This window comes from Natrarchaeobius chitinivorans (genome assembly GCF_003841505.1).
Taxonomy (GTDB): Archaea; Halobacteriota; Halobacteria; order Halobacteriales; family Natrialbaceae; genus Natrarchaeobius; species Natrarchaeobius chitinivorans.
Map to the genome: position 1 here is coordinate 311,627 of NZ_REGA01000001.1, position 16,879 is coordinate 328,505.

A 16,879-nucleotide genomic window follows, 5' to 3' on the forward strand; every position below is an offset into this window, starting at 1 on the left:
CGGGATTACGGCCGGACCTGTGTAATCCGTTTGCTCTTGACGATAGCGACCGCCGCGACCATCTTGAGCAGGTCGCCAACGAGGAACGGAACCATCCCCATGGCGACCGCCTCCAGGAGTTCGAGTTCGAGCAGCCAGGCCATGTAGCCGACGCCCATCCCGTAGATGACGACCATCGATGCGACGAGCGCGACGACGACGATCGGAAGGGGTTGCTCGGCGGGGTCGCGTAGCTCGGTTCCGCGGTGGACCATAACTCCGATCAGCCACGCCGCAACCACGTACCCCCAGAGGTAGCCCCCGGTCTGGCCGAACAGAATTCCGATCCCGCTTTTCATCTCTGCGAACACCGGGAGACCGACCGCACCGGCGGTGAGATACAACAGGACCGAGAAGGGCCCCCAGACCGGCCCGAGATAGAGTCCCGCGAGGAAGACGAACAGAACCTGAAGTGTGATCGGTACCGGGGAGATCGGTATCGGAATCGAAACGGGTGCGGTCGCTCCTAACAGGGCCGCGAGTATCGCAGCTCGAGCGAACGACCGGACGACATCGTCGGCGACGGGATCGACCGACTCTCGATGCGTTTCCATACGCTCCGTCTCCCGTAAACCAAAATTAAGGTTGTGGTTTACGAGGATGGAGAGGGGAAACGAAATCGGCCCCGAATTCGGGGGCAAGAATCGTTCGAAACCACGAATTCCTTTCGATTTCGATGACGGTCCGTCGACGCCGACAGTTCGAGAAGCGGGCGATAGCCCCGGTGAGAGGCCACTCGTCCGCAGGTCTCGGATGCGTTCTCGAGTAAGACGCGATTGTCTCGAGGAGCTAACTGGAACGACCGGGCCGTTTATACGCGAATTCGATCCGCTCACGTGAGACGGATGTACATCGCCAGTGCGTGGTTCGGAACGCAGGGGAATCGATCGACGGGATGGTATCGGTGGGCCGGAACGGATGGTGCGGATCGGTACTCGAGTGGCGAGACCGACGAACGGGTCAGGCGCGGATCGGCCGTCGCGAAGGGGCGTCTGGCCGTCGCAGGGAGTCGATTCGTGAAGGGACGGCTGGCCGCCGAGGGGGGTCGGTAAATGCCCTCGCGTGCGGGTCTTGGAGTGGTGGTCGTCGCAGCCGTCATGGTAACCAGCATCGTCGCCCTCCCGCTGCTCGGCGGCGGTCTCGGCAGCGTTCTCGAGGGGTCCGAAACCGGCGAGGAGGCCTCGGCGCTCGAGGGAGGGGGCGATCTCCTCGAGTCGGTCGACACGGCTAACGACGCCGCTGGTTCGACCGATTCGGGAGGCGTTCAGGCTGGGCCCGGCGTCGAACTCGTCTCGATGGCGGCGGCCGAATCCGGCTCGAGTGCCGAACTGTCGATCTCTCAGGAACACGAGACCGCCGTCGAAGACGGCGTCGACGAGGGGATCGAACTCGCCCAGTCACAGGGCGTCGAGGTGAGCCAGGAGCAGCGCGCGACCGCGGTCGAGGCAGCCACCGACGCCGTCGTCCAGCACCAGGAAGCCGAAATCGAACAGGTTCAGCGGGCGACCGCGGGTGCGGTTCACGGCTCGCTGATGCAGGCCCAGGCGGTCGAGGCCGAAGGGATGCAGTCGGCGGTCGCCGGAGCGACCGGCGGCGCGCTCTCGCAGTACCAGACGGTCGAGGCGAGCCAGATGCAGAGTGCGAGCTGGGGCGCGGCCCACGGCGCGCTCGCCCAGAAACAGCGCGTGACCGTCGAGCAGATACAGGTCGCGACGTACGGCGCAGCGGCCGGTGCCGCGAGCGAGGCCGGCGAGAAGGGGATCGATCGAACGCCGAAGATCCAGGAAGCCGCCCAGGGTGCGGCCTACGGCGTCCTCGACCAGTATCAGCGGATCACCGTCGAGCAACGCCAGGAGATAACCCTCGAGCACGTCCGCCACGCGGCGGCGGGCGCGTCGGCCGGTGCGCTCGAAGGGAGCACCGAGGCCGTCCTCGAGCAAGAGCAGGTGATCGAGATCGAACAACACCAGCGGGTAGACATAAAGCAGGTTCAGAAAGCGGCGAAGGGCGCGGCGAAAGGCGCGCTCGTCCAGAAGCAGACGGTGACGGTCGAACAGACCCAGGCCGCCGCACGCGGGGCGGGGAAAGGGTCACTGAAGCAGGTCCAGTCGGTTCGAATCGAACAGGTTCAGCGGATCTCGATCACGATGATCCAGGAAGCTTCGTTCGGTGCCGCGAAGGGGGCGATCGTCCAGAGTCAGGAGGCGACGGTCGAACAGATTCAGGCGGCTGCTGACGGGGCTGCGGGCGGGACTCTCGTCCAGCATCAGGAGATCTCGATCACGCAGATCCAGTACGCCGCGACCGGGGCCTCGAAAGGCGTGGTCGAGTCGGCGATCCAGTACCAGGTCGTCGAGGTCGAACAGATTCAGGCCGCTGCACGCGGGGCCGGTGAAGGTGCGGTCCTCCAGAAGCAGGTCGTCGACGTCACGCAGGTTCAGGCCCTCGCGAGCGGTACCTCGAGCGGAACGCTCGCACAGCACCAGGAGGCGACGGTCACACAGCTCCAGGTGGCGTCTCGAAGCGCCGCCCAGGAGACGGCCAGAGCAATCCAGTACCAGCGCGTCAGCATCACCCAGCTACAGGTGCTGTCCCAGGAGACTGCGGCTGACACGACAGCCTACGCGGTCTCGGAGGACACCGACGACGAGACGCAACTCGTCCAGTTCGTCGAAGTCGAAGTCGTCCAGAAGGTCGAGGAGATCGACGAACTCGAGGGGACGGCGACGATCACGTTCTCCGATCAAGAATCCGACGGAGAGAGCGTCGTCGTGGACGACGTGGAGCTCTCGGAAGGCGGGTTCGTGGCGATCTACGACGGGATGGACGTCGACGCGGATCCCGATGGCGTGATCGGCGTCTCGAGTTACCTCGAGTCCGGCGACCACGAGGACCTCGAGATCGAACTCGCGGACCCGCTCGCCGAAAGCGGACCGCTCGTCGCGGTCGTCCACCACGACACGACCGGCGACGAGACGTTCCAGTACGGCGAAACCGACGGCGCGGAGGACGAACCGTACGTCGCAGACGGCGGAGGGCCGGTCCTCGACGCCGCGTTCGTGACGGTCGAGGAGCCGACTGAAGACGAAGCGTCCCTCTCGGTATCCGATCAGGAAGGCGACGGGGAAACCCTCGTCGTCGACGAGGCGAACGCGTCGGTCGAGTACGTCGTCGCGGCCGAGTACGACGGCGAGCGGGTCGACAGCGACTCGTTCGACGCCGGCGAACCGGTCGAACCGCTCGAACTCGACCTCGAGCCGGCGCTCGAGGAGAACGCGACCGTCGACGTCTCCGTACGATCGGTCGCGGACGACGAGGTACTCGCGAGCGAATCGATCGAGTACACGGTCGTGGACGCGCCGCCGGACGACGCCGACGCGACCCTCGCGATTAGCGATCAGGACGGCAGCGGCGAGGCGGTCGTCGTCGAGCAGGCGAGCGCGGACGTTCCGTTCGCGATCATCGTCACCGACGAGGACGGCGAGATACGCGGCGAAAGCGTCCCGTTCGAGGCGAACGAGGTCGTCGAGAACGAGAGCATCGGAATCGACCCGCCGCTCGAGGAGGACGCGACCGTCGAGGTGGCCGTCGTTTCGCTTGCCGACCTCGGGGGTGACGACGCGAACTCGGAATTCACGGAGAACCCGGGCCTCGAGACGCTCTCCGGCGACATCGACGCATCCGTCGCGTCCGATACTGTCGCCGTCGGCGAATCTGAATCGCTCGATGACGTCCCCGTGACACCCCTCGAGAGCGTCGACGTCGACGACGCGCCGGTCCTCGAGAGCGAGACGATCGAGTACACCGTCGAGGACGTCCCGCCCGAGTTCGACGTCGAGTTCGTCGACTGTTTCGAAGCGAACGTGACCGGCTCCTTCGAGGACGGCGACACCGTCATCGTGGCGACCGGTTTCTACGAGTCGAGCGGCTTCGGGAACACGATGGGCGAGTACGCGATCACCGTCGGCGACGACGTCGACGCCCCGCTCGAGGGGACGATCGTCTTCGAGGTCGGCGAGGAGTACGAGATCACAGAAACCGACGACGGGGCGACGGTCGAGGTTCCACCCGGCGAGTTCGGCGCGGCGATCACGGGAATCAGTTCGCCCGAGGCAATCCCCGGCGAAATCGACTATCCGAATCCGGATGCCGCGGATTGTCTCGAACAGGTCAGACCCGACCTGCCGGATCTCGACGTGGCGGAGACGACGCCGACCGACGACGCGATCGACGTGACCTTCGAGTACGAAAACCCCAACGACGCCGACCTGATCGTCGACAGCGAGTTCCTCGAGGGAACGACCGACGACGAACCCCCCGAGGAACTGTCGGCCGACGGCGGCGAGTTCACCGTCGAGTGGACGCCGGCGGACGACGACGAACGACTCGTCTGGCGAGCCGGGATGGGGTTCTACGACTACGACGAGGAAGAGTGGCCCACCGCCGAGACGGACGCCGCGGGCGAGATCGACCCCGGCGAACCGTTCTTCGGTGTCTCGATCGTCGAGACGAACTCGCCCGTCGAGGAGGGTGAGACGCTCGAGGTCGTCGCGGAGGTAGCCAACGCCGGCGACGCCGACGGAACCCAGGAAGTCGAACTCGCGGTCGACGAGGTCGTCGTCGACGCCGCGACGGTGTCGCTCGAACCCGGCGACGTCGAGACGGTCGCTCTCGAGTACGAGACCGTCGACGTCGAACCCGGCGAGTACACGGCCACGGTCTCGAGCGATGACGAGTCCGCCGAGATCGCCGTGACGATCGAACCGGCTGGTGAACCCGCCGCGTTCGTCGTGAGCGATCTGTCGGCCCCCGAAACTGCCGAACCCGGCGAGACGGTGGAGGTCGACGCGACGATCGAAAACGAGGGCGACCTCGAGGGAACGGCCGTCGCGACGTACGCGGTAAACGACCAACCGATCGCCGACGCGACGATCGAACTCGAGGGCGAGGAATCGACGGTCGTGACGTTCGCCTCGACGCTCCCCGAGGGTGAATCGACGCACTCGGTCGCGGTCGACGGGAGCGAGTTGGCGACAACTATCTCGGCGGCTGGCGATACCGAGACCGACGGCGAAACGACCGGAAGTGTGGAAACGGACGGTGACTCGATCGACGAGACAGTGACGGACGACGCGGCAGACGGAACCGACGCGATCGGGGATTCACAACCTCAGACGTTCGACGACGCCGGAGGGGACGGAGATGGACCGTCCGCCGATCAGGACGATGACGATCCGCTCGAGACACCCGAAACCGGGGACGAGGCCGGGACCGGGGACGGTACGGGGACGGAAGACGATTCCGCGAACGCGGCGGAAACTGAAGTGAACCCGGACGAGGGAGACGAAACAGAGGCGAGTGAGGGAGACGAAGCAGAGGGGAGCGGGGGAGGCGAAACGGAGCCGAATGAGGGGGCCGAAACGGAGGCGAGTGAAGAAGCCGGAAATGGTGAAACAGACGCCGCTATTCAGGGGTCTGTCGGTGCCGGTGTCGGCTGACAGGAGGTCGCGTCAGTGCTGGTGACCGGTCGCCTCGCCGAACGTCACGCCGAAGCGTTCCTCGAAGAGGTCCATCACGCGCGCCTCCTGTGCCTCGAGGTCGTCGTCCGCGCCGTCCCCGTGGTGGACGAGGTGGTGTGCGCGACTGGCGAACGAGAGGAGAACGACGTCGCCGACCGTCTCGGCGTCGGTCTGGTCACCTTCCGAAACGAGGTCGACGAGGCCCGAAGGAACCGTAATCTCGTCGGAGCCGTCTTCGGATTCGATCGAGAACGTAATCGTGTCTACGTCGTCGGACATACCCCTACGGTCGGGAAGCCACCGTAAAGATGCTGTGGCTTGCGACGGGTTCCGGGCCGACCCCGAATTACCGGGGCCTGGCGTTTTTACTGGTAGAAGACGTACGGATTCCCATGCCAACCGTCGAACTCGAGGAGGAAACGATCGAACGGCTGGACGCGCTCAAAATCGAGGACGAATCCTACGACGAACTGATCACCGAGCTCATCAACATCTACGAAACGAGCGAGTACACGCTCTTTCGGGCCGGGGACTGATACGGTTTACTGTAAGTCATTTCCGGCGCAACCGCGACCCAGGCGGCGGTTGCGCCGGTAAATCGTTACAGCAATCCGTATGACGGACCGCTGTCAGTCTGTGGTATCCCGGTCACTCCTGCTCGCTGACCGACTCCCGGACCGAACTCCAGCGTCCCTTCGACTCGAGGTGCGACTGTAACTCGTCGGCGTACTCCTGGGTGAGGCGTTCGGCGGCGTCGCGTTTTTCCGCGTGGTCGTCCCCGCCACCGAGTCCGAGCGACCCCTTGATCGAATCGAAAATCCCACCCGAGGATCCCGACTGTGCGCCGCCTCCCGGCCCCATCCGGGCGTCGACGTTCTCGAGTTCGGGGAGGATCTGCTCGACCTTGTCCGTGTTGGCGACGATCCGCGCCCGCTCGGGATCGTCCGGATGCTCGATCTCGAATTCGGTCGCGGTCATGATCAGGCTCCACTGCTGGTTCGAGAACTCCGATCCCTGGATCCGCGAGGAAAACTCCTGATCGACCGTCATCCGCTCGCCGACGATCCGGTCGGTCCACGACGATTTGCTCATATCGGGCGGTAGGGACGGTGTGCGTATCAGAGTTTCCCCTCGTCGGGAGTCGGCGGCGTTCGACCAGCCCATAAATGACAAAAATATAGTAAAATCCGGCTCTGTTGAAATCCTCAAGAAGTGACAGTTTTCACGCGTCGTGCTGCATACAGAGCATGTACTCAGCATTCGAGGTAGCACGAGGAATTACATCGGTACCCGATTTGGAGTTTTGATGGCTGAATCGTTGGCTTCCGAACGAACCAAATGGGGTAGACGAGTATGCGACCTGGTTGAATCCTTACTCACGCCAGCTCACGTGTTCCGGAGGCTCTCGTTTTTCGCCCATCGCCAGTCGCTCGGCCGGCCATACGGTTATCCCGAACATCGCGAGGTAGAACAAACTCACGGCGGCGACCACGAGAGTCCCGGGAACGGGATCTATCGTCGCGGCTTCCCACGCGTCAACGTCGTCGGGCGAAAAAATGGCGATGCGGAATCCCCACGAGGTAACGATGATCGTCATTAGCGGAAAATACACGCGCCTGAGCCGTCGCGAGAGCGCTTCGAGGAACGGAACCTTGAGAGTCGGTCGTCGAAGGTCATCGGCGAGGAGCTCACGCCACTGCTCGTGGACGACCCCCTCCGGGTCGGCCGCGTTAGCAAAGACGTTTTCCTCGACGAGTCGGACTCGGGAACGCCAGATATCGTAGATCCGGTACCGCCGCGTCTCGATATAGAGAAATATCGTTACGGCGGCGAGACTTCCGATGATAATGTAATGAGGTCGGTCGGCCGCCGAGAACGCCCACGTAATCAATGTCGCCGTGAGCCCGACCGCCCAGTTGGTCGTTCGGTCGATTCGTGCCCGCCAGTCGGTCGTCCGACCGAGTTCACCGCGGTAGAAGTGCTGCATGAGGCCGACGAACTCGGCGCGCTGATCGGCAAGTTCGGCGGCCACCTCCCGCTCGTGTCGCCCCTCGGGTTCGAAGTCATCATCCTCTCCATGTGCCATGTGTTCACATGACCGACAAGGGTCAAAAGTGTCCGTCACGTCGTCTTGGGACTGTTTCGCCGAGGTCGTCGAATAACTACTGTATTCCTCTTGCAGCATGGGATAGACACTAAGCCGAAAGCGCGTGAGCCGCTCCAAGCTAGATCGTGCTTCCGCCAGCAGATGACTCAGCGCATATCAGATGAAGTGACTGAAAGGGCCGATGCTGCGTAATAATACTATAGGATCGGATCAGAGTTGTTTCTCATAGACATACTCCTCGATCTCCGGTTTCAGGTCGCTATCCTGGGTTCCGATCCGTTCGAAGCCGGCCGATTCGTAGAACGAGACACCAACCTCGTTGTCCGCGAGCACGGCAAGGCACAGCCGATCGTATTCTCCGCGAAGGGAGTCTTGGACGTGCTTGAGCAGCGCCGTACCGATTCCTTCGCCCCACCGGTCGGGACGGACGTAGATCCGGTTCAGCGATGCGATCGCTGGCCGATCGCGGTGCGGACCGGCATGCGCGAAGCCGACGGGTTCGTCCGCTTCCTCGGCGGTCAGGCAGACGGCGTCCTCACGAGCATGTGACTCGGTAATCGACGCCTTGAGATTCTCAAGTGCGTACCACTGGTTGATCGTTTCCGCGACGGTCTCCTCTCCGAGGATCGGGTCGTAGGCGGCATGCCAGCTCTTACGAGCAATTTCACGGATTGCCGCCGCGTCGTCCGGGACTGCACATCGAACGTCCAGAGACACGCCCCATCGTTTGACACCAGGGGGATAAACTGTTACTCACCTACACTCATTGGTCAGTAGAATCATCAAAAGACCCTCTCGCTAAGTAGGTGATCACCGGTAGCTCTCCGAAGAGGCGCATTCCTCAGTAGTCACCCCTCCGTTCGTACTACACTCGCGCTGTGAGTTCAGCATGGATTGTTCGAACTACTCGGAATCTGTCAGAAGTGGCGTGACCGATACAGAGGATGTATACAGCACACTTAGAGAAGAATCGCTTCAGACTGTCTGCCTCACTGATGGAAGCAACGCGAGAAGAATGAGGACGAATCCTAAGCTAAGATACAGCCACTGTAGCCAGTGCCCGAAGCCCACGATCAATCCTTGAACAACAATCCAGACGATTAACGCAATCCCGACCATAATCGCAGCGGGCCACGCCCAACGGCGCTCTGTATAGAGGCCGTAAAGGACAGCGAGTGGGAAGAGTCCCAAAGCGGTGAAGAGAATCATCCCCGGCAATAGGAAATCTGTAAACGGTGAGCCAGCTAAGACGTCTACCGGCATACCGATTATATCTCCGGTTGGATTTAAGAGAAATTGACCACCACCACCGATAGCACTGATACCGAGAAACAGCAAACAGGCCATCAGCAGTCGAAGGGGAACTGGACGGTTCTGAGGCTTTTGATCGCTGTTCGTGCTCATCTGATAAACGTCCGTTAGCTCGTCTAATAGTTATTCCGTGCGTCGAAGCGGCGAATTGTGACGAGTATACTGGCTCACCAGCACGTGCTGACTTCGTTAGCCCTGACCGACACAGCGTGATGAATCCGCGTTCTGTATCTTGCAGAGACTCAACGATCTACCGAACTGTTGTCAGAAGTAGCCTTCAACATTCAGAGGGTAAATCTCTCAAAGGAACCGTTCGTCAGCCTGCTTCGATTGGATCGTTGACTTCGATGCGTTGATCCAGCCCGTGTCTGCATTATCGGGAACATCGAAGTCAGGAACGAACGGTTTGATATCCAGCAACGGCGTCTGATCAACGACATCAATTCCTCTAACTATCACTTCGTGATCTGTGACAGAATCAACCTTGACAACAGAGAGGCCAATCTGGTTCGGACGTTGTGGTGCACGCGTAGCAAAGACTCCTCTTGTTTCTTCATCAAGAAACGGCTCAACCTCTAAGGAAGCGATTTCAGTACCTGCGTGAAAGTGATACAGCAAGATACAGTGAGAAAACCCGTCCAGATCCCGCAACCCTTCCGCATATGACTCGTCTACCTCGACGGTACCCTCTACGTTATCCGATCCGGCCGGTTGAATCGGCATTCCGTCCGGTGATTCGAAAGGCGTCCGGATAACGCCAATTGACTCGTAGTGGAACTGGTCTTCAGACATGTTACTCCCTCAGTCCTCGAATATGAAAGCAGTGTCGTGACCGACTTGCGCTGTGTATTCAGCACGGAGTCCGTGTCAGAGTTGAAGGATTTCAACAGAGCGTAAAATCCTACTAGTTTCTCTCAACAGAGTGGAGAGGATGGAAAAAGACCACGAGGGAGAGGTCGGTCGAACACCGCCGGACGCGGACGGGAACGAACGTTGACTGTACTACGTCCGGATCCAGTTCGACGAAGTCGGCTCCGACGACGGAAAGGCGCTGCTCCCCCACGAACCCGGGAACGCACTCGACGTGTGGAACAGCCGACCGACTCTCGAGGGAATCGATCCGTCGGTACCGGTCGTCGAACTCGTGGTCGAGACGTCGGTTTCCGTCTCGGCGATCGTCGACGCGCTCGACCACGAGTTCATCCGAAACGTCGACCACTGGCGACTGGAGGCCACCACCGAAGACCCGGCCGACGTGACGACGGAACGATCGGTCGACCGGGAGCGAACGACTCTCTTTGAGGAAACCGAATTCACTCACGTTCGCTCTCGGACGGAGCGTCTCGCAGCCTGTATCGGGATACTCGAAGACGCCGTCGCCGGCGACGGGCCGAAGCGACACCTGATCGAGGAGATGCGGGCGGAGATCGAAGCGATGCGTTCCGAACTACCGCCGAACTCGAGGCCCGTCTCGAGGTACGATAGTAACAACTGAAACGATTTACACACCGATCGCCGATCCGTCTGGCGATCGGGTGTACAATGACTTTCAGTGGCTACTATAGAGGCGGAACGCGACGAACAGCGAGCGTGGCGACGAGGACTCTCGAGGGTGTTCGCCGGGGCGGGTCCGCGAGACGAGACGGCGACGGACTGCTGATTCGTGAGGCGGGACGGCCGAAGCCGGAGACGAACTGAAGAGTCGACTATCACACAGTCTCCCGGCTCATCCGGACTACTGGCAGTCGTTTCCGGGGCGACCGGGGCCGTCCCGCGGTCTCAGGTACACGGGAACACCAATCCGCATCAGTCCAGTCGTTCCGACGTCTCCGCGTACCGGGTCGCCAGTTCGGCGTAGCCGTCGGCGGTCTCCTCGAGACGGGGGTCGTCGATTTCGCCTTTCGGTTCGGCGGGCGTTCCGGCGACGAGCGTCGACGGCGGGACCTCGGTTCCCTCGGTGACGACGCTGCCGGCCGCGACGACGGCTCCCTCGCCGACGTGTGCGTCGTCGAGAACGACCGCGTTCATCCCGACCAGCGCTCCCTCGGCGACGGTCGCCGCGTGGACGATCGCGCTGTGACCGACCGTCGTCTCCGCCTCGAGGACGGCCGCGTCGTGGAGCACCGCGTTGTCCTGGACGTTCGCCCGCTCGCCGACGACGATCGTTCCGTGGTCGCCGCGAAGGGTGGTGTTCGGCCAGACGCTCGCCCCGTCTTCGACGACGACGTCGCCGATGACGACCGCCGCTTCGTCGACGTACGCCGAGTCGGCTATCCGTGGCTCGTTCCCATCGAAGGATCGTATCATACCAGGTTCTGGTCCGAGGAGGGTCTTGAACGTACCTCTCGAGACGCGTCGTTCGCGGTCGATATGGGCGACCTCGAGCGTGGGCCTCATCGGGACAGCAAACCGTATGAGCGTGGGTACGCGCCCCCTTCTACGTCTCCGGCGTGAGTTGGGATCTGGCCCGCCCAGCCATGAATGCGGACGTCTCGTTGTCCGGCGGATTCACCGTGGCTACCCGGTAATCGCCGTCGGGGTCGCGACGGGTTCCAGAGATGATTTCTCGAGGGGTTTGATTCAACCGAACACATTGCAGAACATACTTCTCTACCGAGACTAATATCCAGAGATGAAACGCCGAACGGTTCTCGGGCTCTCGATCGGTGCGACAGCGTCCCTTTCAGGGTGTGTGGCTCGAGTTCGATCACCGGGTGTGTCTGGCGATGAGCCGACGCTCTCCCCCGGGGAGGAGACGACGCTCTCGGTAGACGCACGATCCGTTCGGGGACTCAAATTCCAGGAGTTGCCGGACGAAGACCACGTGACGTTCGACCTGGACAATGTCGAACTCAGTCCCGGCCCATCCTCGGTAGCGGAGTCGTATCCACCGGTTTGGTACTGGCGGTTCACTCGCTGGAGCGTCACCGTGGAAGTGCCGATTCACGTTCCGTCCGATTCACCACCTGGCGAATACCAGTACGCGGTCAGCGTTACACCGAGCGGGAGGATATCTTCGGACACGACAACTGAGGAGTTTTCGATACAGATAGACGGAAACTGAATTGACGCTGTACTGTGATCAGAGTGCTCTTCTCCGGTAATTAGCTACTATCCGCTCACCGGTAACGATCAGTATCCTAACATTCTTTACGTTGGTTGAATAAGATATAGGCGCGCACTGAAAGTGCGCAAGAGCCGGAGTGCTTAGCTTGGAGGCAAGAACTCCGGCTCCAACGACCCCCGCGTAGCGGAGGCAATCACCCATTGTCGGTGGCGAAATAAAGACCTGCCGACGTGTCGCCGAACCAGTCTCGCCTCGGTTCCACCGAGCCACCAGCGGACGGTTCTGCGGTCGGGTGTGCTCCGCTACGTCGGGCCAGACGGAGCTACGCATGACACGACTCACCATACACTGCGACTGTGGCACCGACGTACGCACGGAAACGACCGACGGGACGATCACGTGCCCCGGCTGCGAATCGGCGTTCGAGACGACGATTATCGAATTCGTCCCCGATCACGACACCTCGAGCCGTCGCTCCGGTGTTCGCTCGTGTCGCGGCCCGTGAGCCGAGACCGTACGGCGCTCCCGCGGCTATAGGAGAGCGTCGATACCGACGCCTCGGTCTCGCAACTCGAGACGGATGTTGACGTGACGGACTCGAACGGATACCGACGTGACGGACTCGAGCGGCCACCGGCGTGACGGTCTGGTTCGAGCACGAGGACTACCGCGTCGCGATCGAAACCGCGCCGCTCGAGGTGGTGGAGATCGACGCCAGACGCTGACGGCCGTCGACCGACGAATTCGACGGCTGCGTCACATCGGGATGGAGAACACGTTCGACTCGAGGCCACTCCGGAACGCCGCGCCGGAATTTAGACGGCGTTTCCGTCTATCGATACGTCGGCGTGGAGATCCGATTTCAGCGCGTCGTGGACCTTACAGAGTTCGAACGCGCGCTCGACGATCTCGTCGCCCGTCTCGTCGTCGACGTCGGCTTCGACGCGGATGTCGAACGAGATCGACTCGAGTTTGTCGTCGTCGTTGAGTTCGCCCGTCGTCTCGATCTCGATCGTCCCGAGTTCGTCGACGCCGCGCTGTTGGCCGCCGACGCGCAGTGCGGGGACGTAACAGGAGCCGTAGGCGGCGAGAACGCTCTCGAGCGTGTCGGGGCCGTCCTCTCCGTTCGAGTCGATCGTCGTCTCGAAATCCCGGATCTCGTTGGTCGCGCTGAACCCCTCTTCGGAGACGGTGGTGACTTCTTTCGCCATGCACTCCTGACGACCACAGCCGGTACCGTAAACGTTGTTCCGAACCGGCGGATGCGAAATTCGACTGAAGTGGCCGAAAAAAGAGCCCCGTACCCGCGTGAATCGGGGTCGTCGTTACTCGAGGCTAAACGGTTCGTCGGCCGCTAAGGCGTGAACGGTCGCGTCGCTTCCGGTCGCGTCGACCTCATCCGCGAACTCCTCGGGATCCTGTTCGATCGGCGGGAACGTGTCGTAGTGTTGTGGGAACGCGTGGTCGACGTCGAGCCAGTCAACCGCGATCGCGGCCTGTCGCGGCCCCATCGTGAAGTGGTCGCCGATCGGAACGATCGCCGCGTCGGGCTCCAGATACTCCCCGACGACGTCGCGCATCTCGCTCATCAGCGAGGTGTCCCCGGCGTTGTAGACCGCGGTCGACTCGGCGTCCGCGTCCGTCGGGTGAGCGTCCGAGATGACGAAGCCGGCGGGCATACCGGCGCTCGAATCGTTTTCGGTCATGATCCCGTTCGTGTGATCGGCGCGGGTCATCGTGACGTACGCGTCGCCACACTCGACGGTGCCGCCGAGGTTCATTCCCATCCCGCCGACGGCATCGTCGTAGCCGAACTCCGCCTCGCAGTAGGAGACGAGTTCCGGCGTCGCGACCAGCGTCGCGCCGTCGAACGCGCCGGCGTGGGCGATGTGGTCTGCGTGCCCGTGGGTCAGAAGGACGTAATCCGGCTCGTCGACGTCCGACGGCTCGAGGTCGGTTTTCGGGTTGTCGAAAAACGGATCGATCAACAACTCCGTTTCGCCAACGGTGACGCGCCACGTCGAGTGGCCGTGCCAGATGAGTTCCATAGCACGATGACAGTTTTGAAGACGATACCTTAAATTTGACGTGACAGTTTTCTGACTGAGGTGTGTCGGTCCATAGGGCCTGAGATAGTCCGGACTGACGATGGGGTGTGACAGTGAACCAGCGACCTTCCGTTCCGTTCGGTGACTGCCACCACCGATGCCGTGTCGTTTTTTACCCGGGACCCTAACGGCAGGTATGCTCTCACTCACGCTCGAGGAGTTCATGGTTGAGCTAAACGAGGGGTCGATCAAGAACGTCGGCCCGAAGAACAAGTCCGCGACGGCCAAACTGTTCGACGTCGAGTCGGCGGAGGCTCGCGAATTTGGCGACAAGCGGGTCAAATTCGTCTTCGAAGACGAGGACGGTAACGAGATTCAGGTGTCTCTGTTTCCCGAACACGTCCGAACGATCGCCGACGATATCGACGCACTCGAGGAGGATTCCCCGGTTTTCGACTGACGTGACGACCGACGCAGTCGGTCTCGGCGAGATCGAAGCGCGGACGCATTTCGACAACCGTTTTAGGGCGAAACTGCTTGAACCGAATAGATGGGTAACTGCATCATCTGTGGCACACCCGTTGACGGCGAGATCTGCAAGAGCCACGAGGAGGACGTTGTCTTCGAATTTCGTGGAACTGCAGCCTCGCAACTTACCCCCAAGCGGTACTACCTTGGGACCGTCGACGGCTATGCCGACTTCGGCGTCTTCGTAGACGTCGGAGATCACGTAACCGGACTGTTGCACAGAAGCGAACTAGACCAACGACTCGAGAGCCTCGAGTGGGAACCCGGCGACGACGTCTTCGTCCAAGTTCTCGACGTTCGAGACAACGGAAACGTCGACCTCGGCTGGTCGATCCGCCAGCGCGAACGAGAGTTCCGCGGCAAACTGATCGAGACGGCGGACGACGAGTTCCGACCGGAAACCTTCGACGAGGAGAGCGGAACGTCCGAGTCGGCGTCCGAGGCGGACGCCACAGCGGCCGACGACGACACGACGGAGAGCGCGGAGTCCGATCAGGAGTCTGAAACCGCGGATCAGCCGTCACCGGACACGCCGAGTGCGACCGAAGCCGTCACCGGCGGAAGCGGTTCGGTCGCCACGGAGACGGCGACCGCGTCCACCCCAGCGACCGACAGCGAAGAATCCGACGACGAACCCGCGCTCAAGCGGGCGACGATCGACTCGATCGGCGACCAGATCGGAAGCGTCGTCAGACTCGAAGGCGAGATCACGGGCGTTCGCCAGACGAGCGGCCCGACCGTGTTCGAACTACGAGACGAGTCTGCAACCGTCGAGTGCGCCGCATTCGAGGAGGCGGGCGTCAGAGCCTACCCCGACGTCGACGTCGACGACGTCGTCGCCCTGGAAGGGGAAGTCGAACGCCACCACGGCGACCTGCAGGTCGAAACCGAGACGCTCGAGATCCTCGACGGTGAGGACGCCGAGACCGTCGCCGAACGCCTCGAGAACGCGATCGAGCGCGAAGCCCGACCGGCGGAGATCGACACGCTCGCCGACCACGACGCGGTGAGCGCGGTCGAAGACTCGATCGAGGACGCGGCGACCGCGATTCGGCGTGCGGTCGTCGAAGCGCGTCCGGTCGTCGTCCGCCACTGTGCGACCGCGGACGGCTACGTCGCCGGCGCGGCGATCGAACGGGCCGTGTTGCCGCTGGTCCGAGACAAGCACACGCGCGAGGACGCGGAGTATCACTACTTCGAGCGACGGCCGCTCGACGATCGCGTCTACGGCATGGACACCGCGACCGACGACGTCACGACGATGCTCGAGGCCCGGGACCGACACGGCGAACAGCTCCCGCTCGTGGTCCTCGTCGACGCCGGTTCGACCGTCGAATCCGTCGACGGCTACGACCTCCTCTCGCTGTACGACGCCGAAGCGATCGTTATCGACGACAGCCGCGCCGACGAGGAGGTCACGAACGCCGTCTCCACCGAGGTCGCCCCGTCGCTCGACGGAGCGGACGTCTCCGATCTGACGTCGACGGCACTGGCGGCCAACGTCGCAGCCCACGTCAACGAAGACGTCCGGGACGACCTCGAACACCTCCCGGCCGTCAGCTACTGGGAGGACACGCCCGAATCGTACCTCGAGCTCGCCTCCGAGGCGGGGTACGACGAGACCGCGATCTCCGAACGCCGCGAGGCCGTCGCCCTCGAGGCGTACTACCAGTCGTACAAGGACAAGCGCGAACTCGTCGCCGACCTCCTGTTCGGCGACGGCGGAGCGGCCGACGAGAGTCGTGACGGCGAACTCGCGGCCCACGTCTCCGAGCAGTTCCGCGCGAAACTCGAGACGGAACTCGAGACCGCACGCGAGAACCTGTCGACCGAAGACGTCGGCGGGATCACCGTCGCCGTCCTCGATACGGGCGCGTTCACCCACCGCTACAACTTCCCGACGACGACGCTCCTGCTCGATGCCCTCCACCGACAGCGGGCGTCCGAAACGGTGGTCACGCTCGGCGTCGGCGACGACGAGCTGCACGTCCGTGCGGCCGACTCGCTGAACGTCCGCGAGTTGGGCGACGCGATCGCCGAGGCGGTGCCTGACGCCGGCGTCAGCGTCGTCGGCGGAGCGGACGGCCACGTCGAGTACCTGCCGGGCGAACGCGACGCCGTCCGCGAGGCCGCACTCGAGGCACTCGCGGACCTGCTCGCATAAGACGCGCAGACGAGCGCGACGCGTCAGTCCTGTTCTCCGACACCACGGTCGAAAGCGGACGCTCCATCGGGTGAAAACACCTTTCGGGTGGGCCTG

At 62.5% G+C, this 16,879-nt stretch carries 17 protein-coding genes; 7 read left to right on the forward strand and 10 right to left on the reverse strand.

Going from position 1 to position 16,879, the window contains the following annotated elements; genetic code table 11:
* Positions 1-5: 5 nt before the first annotated feature.
* The gene (locus EA473_RS01490; RefSeq protein ID WP_124193885.1) at positions 6-593 is read right to left on the reverse strand and encodes a biotin transporter BioY; all 588 of its coding nucleotides are present in this window, start codon (positions 591-593) and stop codon (positions 6-8) included.
* A 291-nt stretch (positions 594-884) separates the two neighbouring features.
* Here EA473_RS01490 and EA473_RS01495 point away from each other — a divergent pair, with 291 nt between their 5' ends.
* Together EA473_RS01495 and EA473_RS01500 are read left to right on the forward strand one after the other, a co-directional pair.
* Entirely contained in the window at positions 885-1,091 is a 207-nt protein-coding gene (locus tag EA473_RS01495; RefSeq protein ID WP_124193886.1) for a hypothetical protein, read from the forward strand.
* Positions 1,092-5,537, forward strand: coding sequence for a DUF7282 domain-containing protein (locus EA473_RS01500; protein ID WP_124193887.1), 4,446 nt, complete (start codon positions 1,092-1,094; stop codon positions 5,535-5,537).
* Between the two features lie 12 nt (positions 5,538-5,549).
* Here EA473_RS01500 and EA473_RS01505 read toward each other — a convergent pair whose 3' ends face one another.
* Positions 5,550-5,837 carry a DUF7545 family protein gene (locus tag EA473_RS01505; RefSeq protein WP_124193888.1) on the reverse strand — a complete coding sequence of 96 codons (288 nt, stop codon included), beginning with the start codon at positions 5,835-5,837 and terminating at the stop codon, positions 5,550-5,552.
* A 113-nt stretch (positions 5,838-5,950) separates the two neighbouring features.
* On the opposite strand from EA473_RS01505, the gene EA473_RS22060 reads away from it, so the two are divergent.
* Entirely contained in the window at positions 5,951-6,094 is a 144-nt protein-coding gene (locus tag EA473_RS22060) for a DUF7557 family protein (protein WP_165875173.1), read from the forward strand.
* Positions 6,095-6,206: 112 nt separating this feature from the next.
* Here EA473_RS22060 and EA473_RS01515 read toward each other — a convergent pair whose 3' ends face one another.
* From EA473_RS01515 to tsaA, 5 genes are all read right to left on the reverse strand, one after another.
* The gene (locus EA473_RS01515; RefSeq protein ID WP_124193889.1) at positions 6,207-6,650 is read right to left on the reverse strand and encodes a DUF5799 family protein; all 444 of its coding nucleotides are present in this window, start codon (positions 6,648-6,650) and stop codon (positions 6,207-6,209) included.
* A 280-nt stretch (positions 6,651-6,930) separates the two neighbouring features.
* Complete coding sequence (locus EA473_RS01520; protein ID WP_124193890.1) at positions 6,931-7,644, reverse strand: DUF2270 domain-containing protein; 714 nt, start codon at positions 7,642-7,644, stop codon at positions 6,931-6,933.
* 231 nt (positions 7,645-7,875) lie between these two features.
* On the reverse strand, positions 7,876-8,382 hold the full coding sequence (locus EA473_RS01525) for a GNAT family N-acetyltransferase (protein ID WP_124193891.1): 507 nt from the start codon (positions 8,380-8,382) through the stop codon (positions 7,876-7,878).
* Between the two features lie 258 nt (positions 8,383-8,640).
* Positions 8,641-9,069: a hypothetical protein gene (locus tag EA473_RS01530; RefSeq protein WP_124193892.1), complete on the reverse strand. Its 429-nt coding sequence runs from the start codon at positions 9,067-9,069 to the stop codon at positions 8,641-8,643.
* A gap of 207 nt (positions 9,070-9,276) precedes the next feature.
* Positions 9,277-9,768 carry a tRNA (N6-threonylcarbamoyladenosine(37)-N6)-methyltransferase TrmO gene (gene tsaA / locus EA473_RS01535; protein WP_124193893.1) on the reverse strand — a complete coding sequence of 164 codons (492 nt, stop codon included), beginning with the start codon at positions 9,766-9,768 and terminating at the stop codon, positions 9,277-9,279.
* Between the two features lie 292 nt (positions 9,769-10,060).
* Between tsaA and EA473_RS01540 the strand changes: the two genes are divergently transcribed.
* Positions 10,061-10,471, forward strand: a complete 411-nt coding sequence (locus EA473_RS01540; RefSeq protein WP_124193894.1) for a hypothetical protein — start codon at positions 10,061-10,063, stop codon at positions 10,469-10,471.
* 311 nt (positions 10,472-10,782) lie between these two features.
* Here the strand turns inward: EA473_RS01540 and EA473_RS01545 are convergent, their stop codons facing one another.
* Positions 10,783-11,283 (reverse strand): gamma carbonic anhydrase family protein, encoded by a 501-nt coding sequence (locus EA473_RS01545; protein ID WP_124193895.1) that lies wholly within the window; start codon positions 11,281-11,283, stop codon positions 10,783-10,785.
* Positions 11,284-11,608: 325 nt separating this feature from the next.
* On the opposite strand from EA473_RS01545, the gene EA473_RS01550 reads away from it, so the two are divergent.
* Positions 11,609-12,040: a hypothetical protein gene (locus EA473_RS01550; RefSeq protein ID WP_124193896.1), complete on the forward strand. Its 432-nt coding sequence runs from the start codon at positions 11,609-11,611 to the stop codon at positions 12,038-12,040.
* Between the two features lie 818 nt (positions 12,041-12,858).
* Here the strand turns inward: EA473_RS01550 and EA473_RS01555 are convergent.
* Positions 12,859-13,254 (reverse strand): OsmC family protein, encoded by a 396-nt coding sequence (locus EA473_RS01555; protein WP_124193897.1) that lies wholly within the window; start codon positions 13,252-13,254, stop codon positions 12,859-12,861.
* A gap of 114 nt (positions 13,255-13,368) precedes the next feature.
* Positions 13,369-14,091, reverse strand: coding sequence for a metal-dependent hydrolase (locus tag EA473_RS01560; protein WP_124193898.1), 723 nt, complete (start codon positions 14,089-14,091; stop codon positions 13,369-13,371).
* 196 nt (positions 14,092-14,287) lie between these two features.
* Between EA473_RS01560 and EA473_RS01565 the strand changes: the two genes are divergently transcribed.
* Entirely contained in the window at positions 14,288-14,551 is a 264-nt protein-coding gene (locus EA473_RS01565; protein ID WP_124193899.1) for a hypothetical protein, read from the forward strand.
* A 90-nt stretch (positions 14,552-14,641) separates the two neighbouring features.
* On the forward strand, positions 14,642-16,783 hold the full coding sequence (locus tag EA473_RS01570; RefSeq protein WP_124193900.1) for an OB-fold nucleic acid binding domain-containing protein: 2,142 nt from the start codon (positions 14,642-14,644) through the stop codon (positions 16,781-16,783).
* The last annotated feature ends 96 nt before the right edge of the window (positions 16,784-16,879 follow it).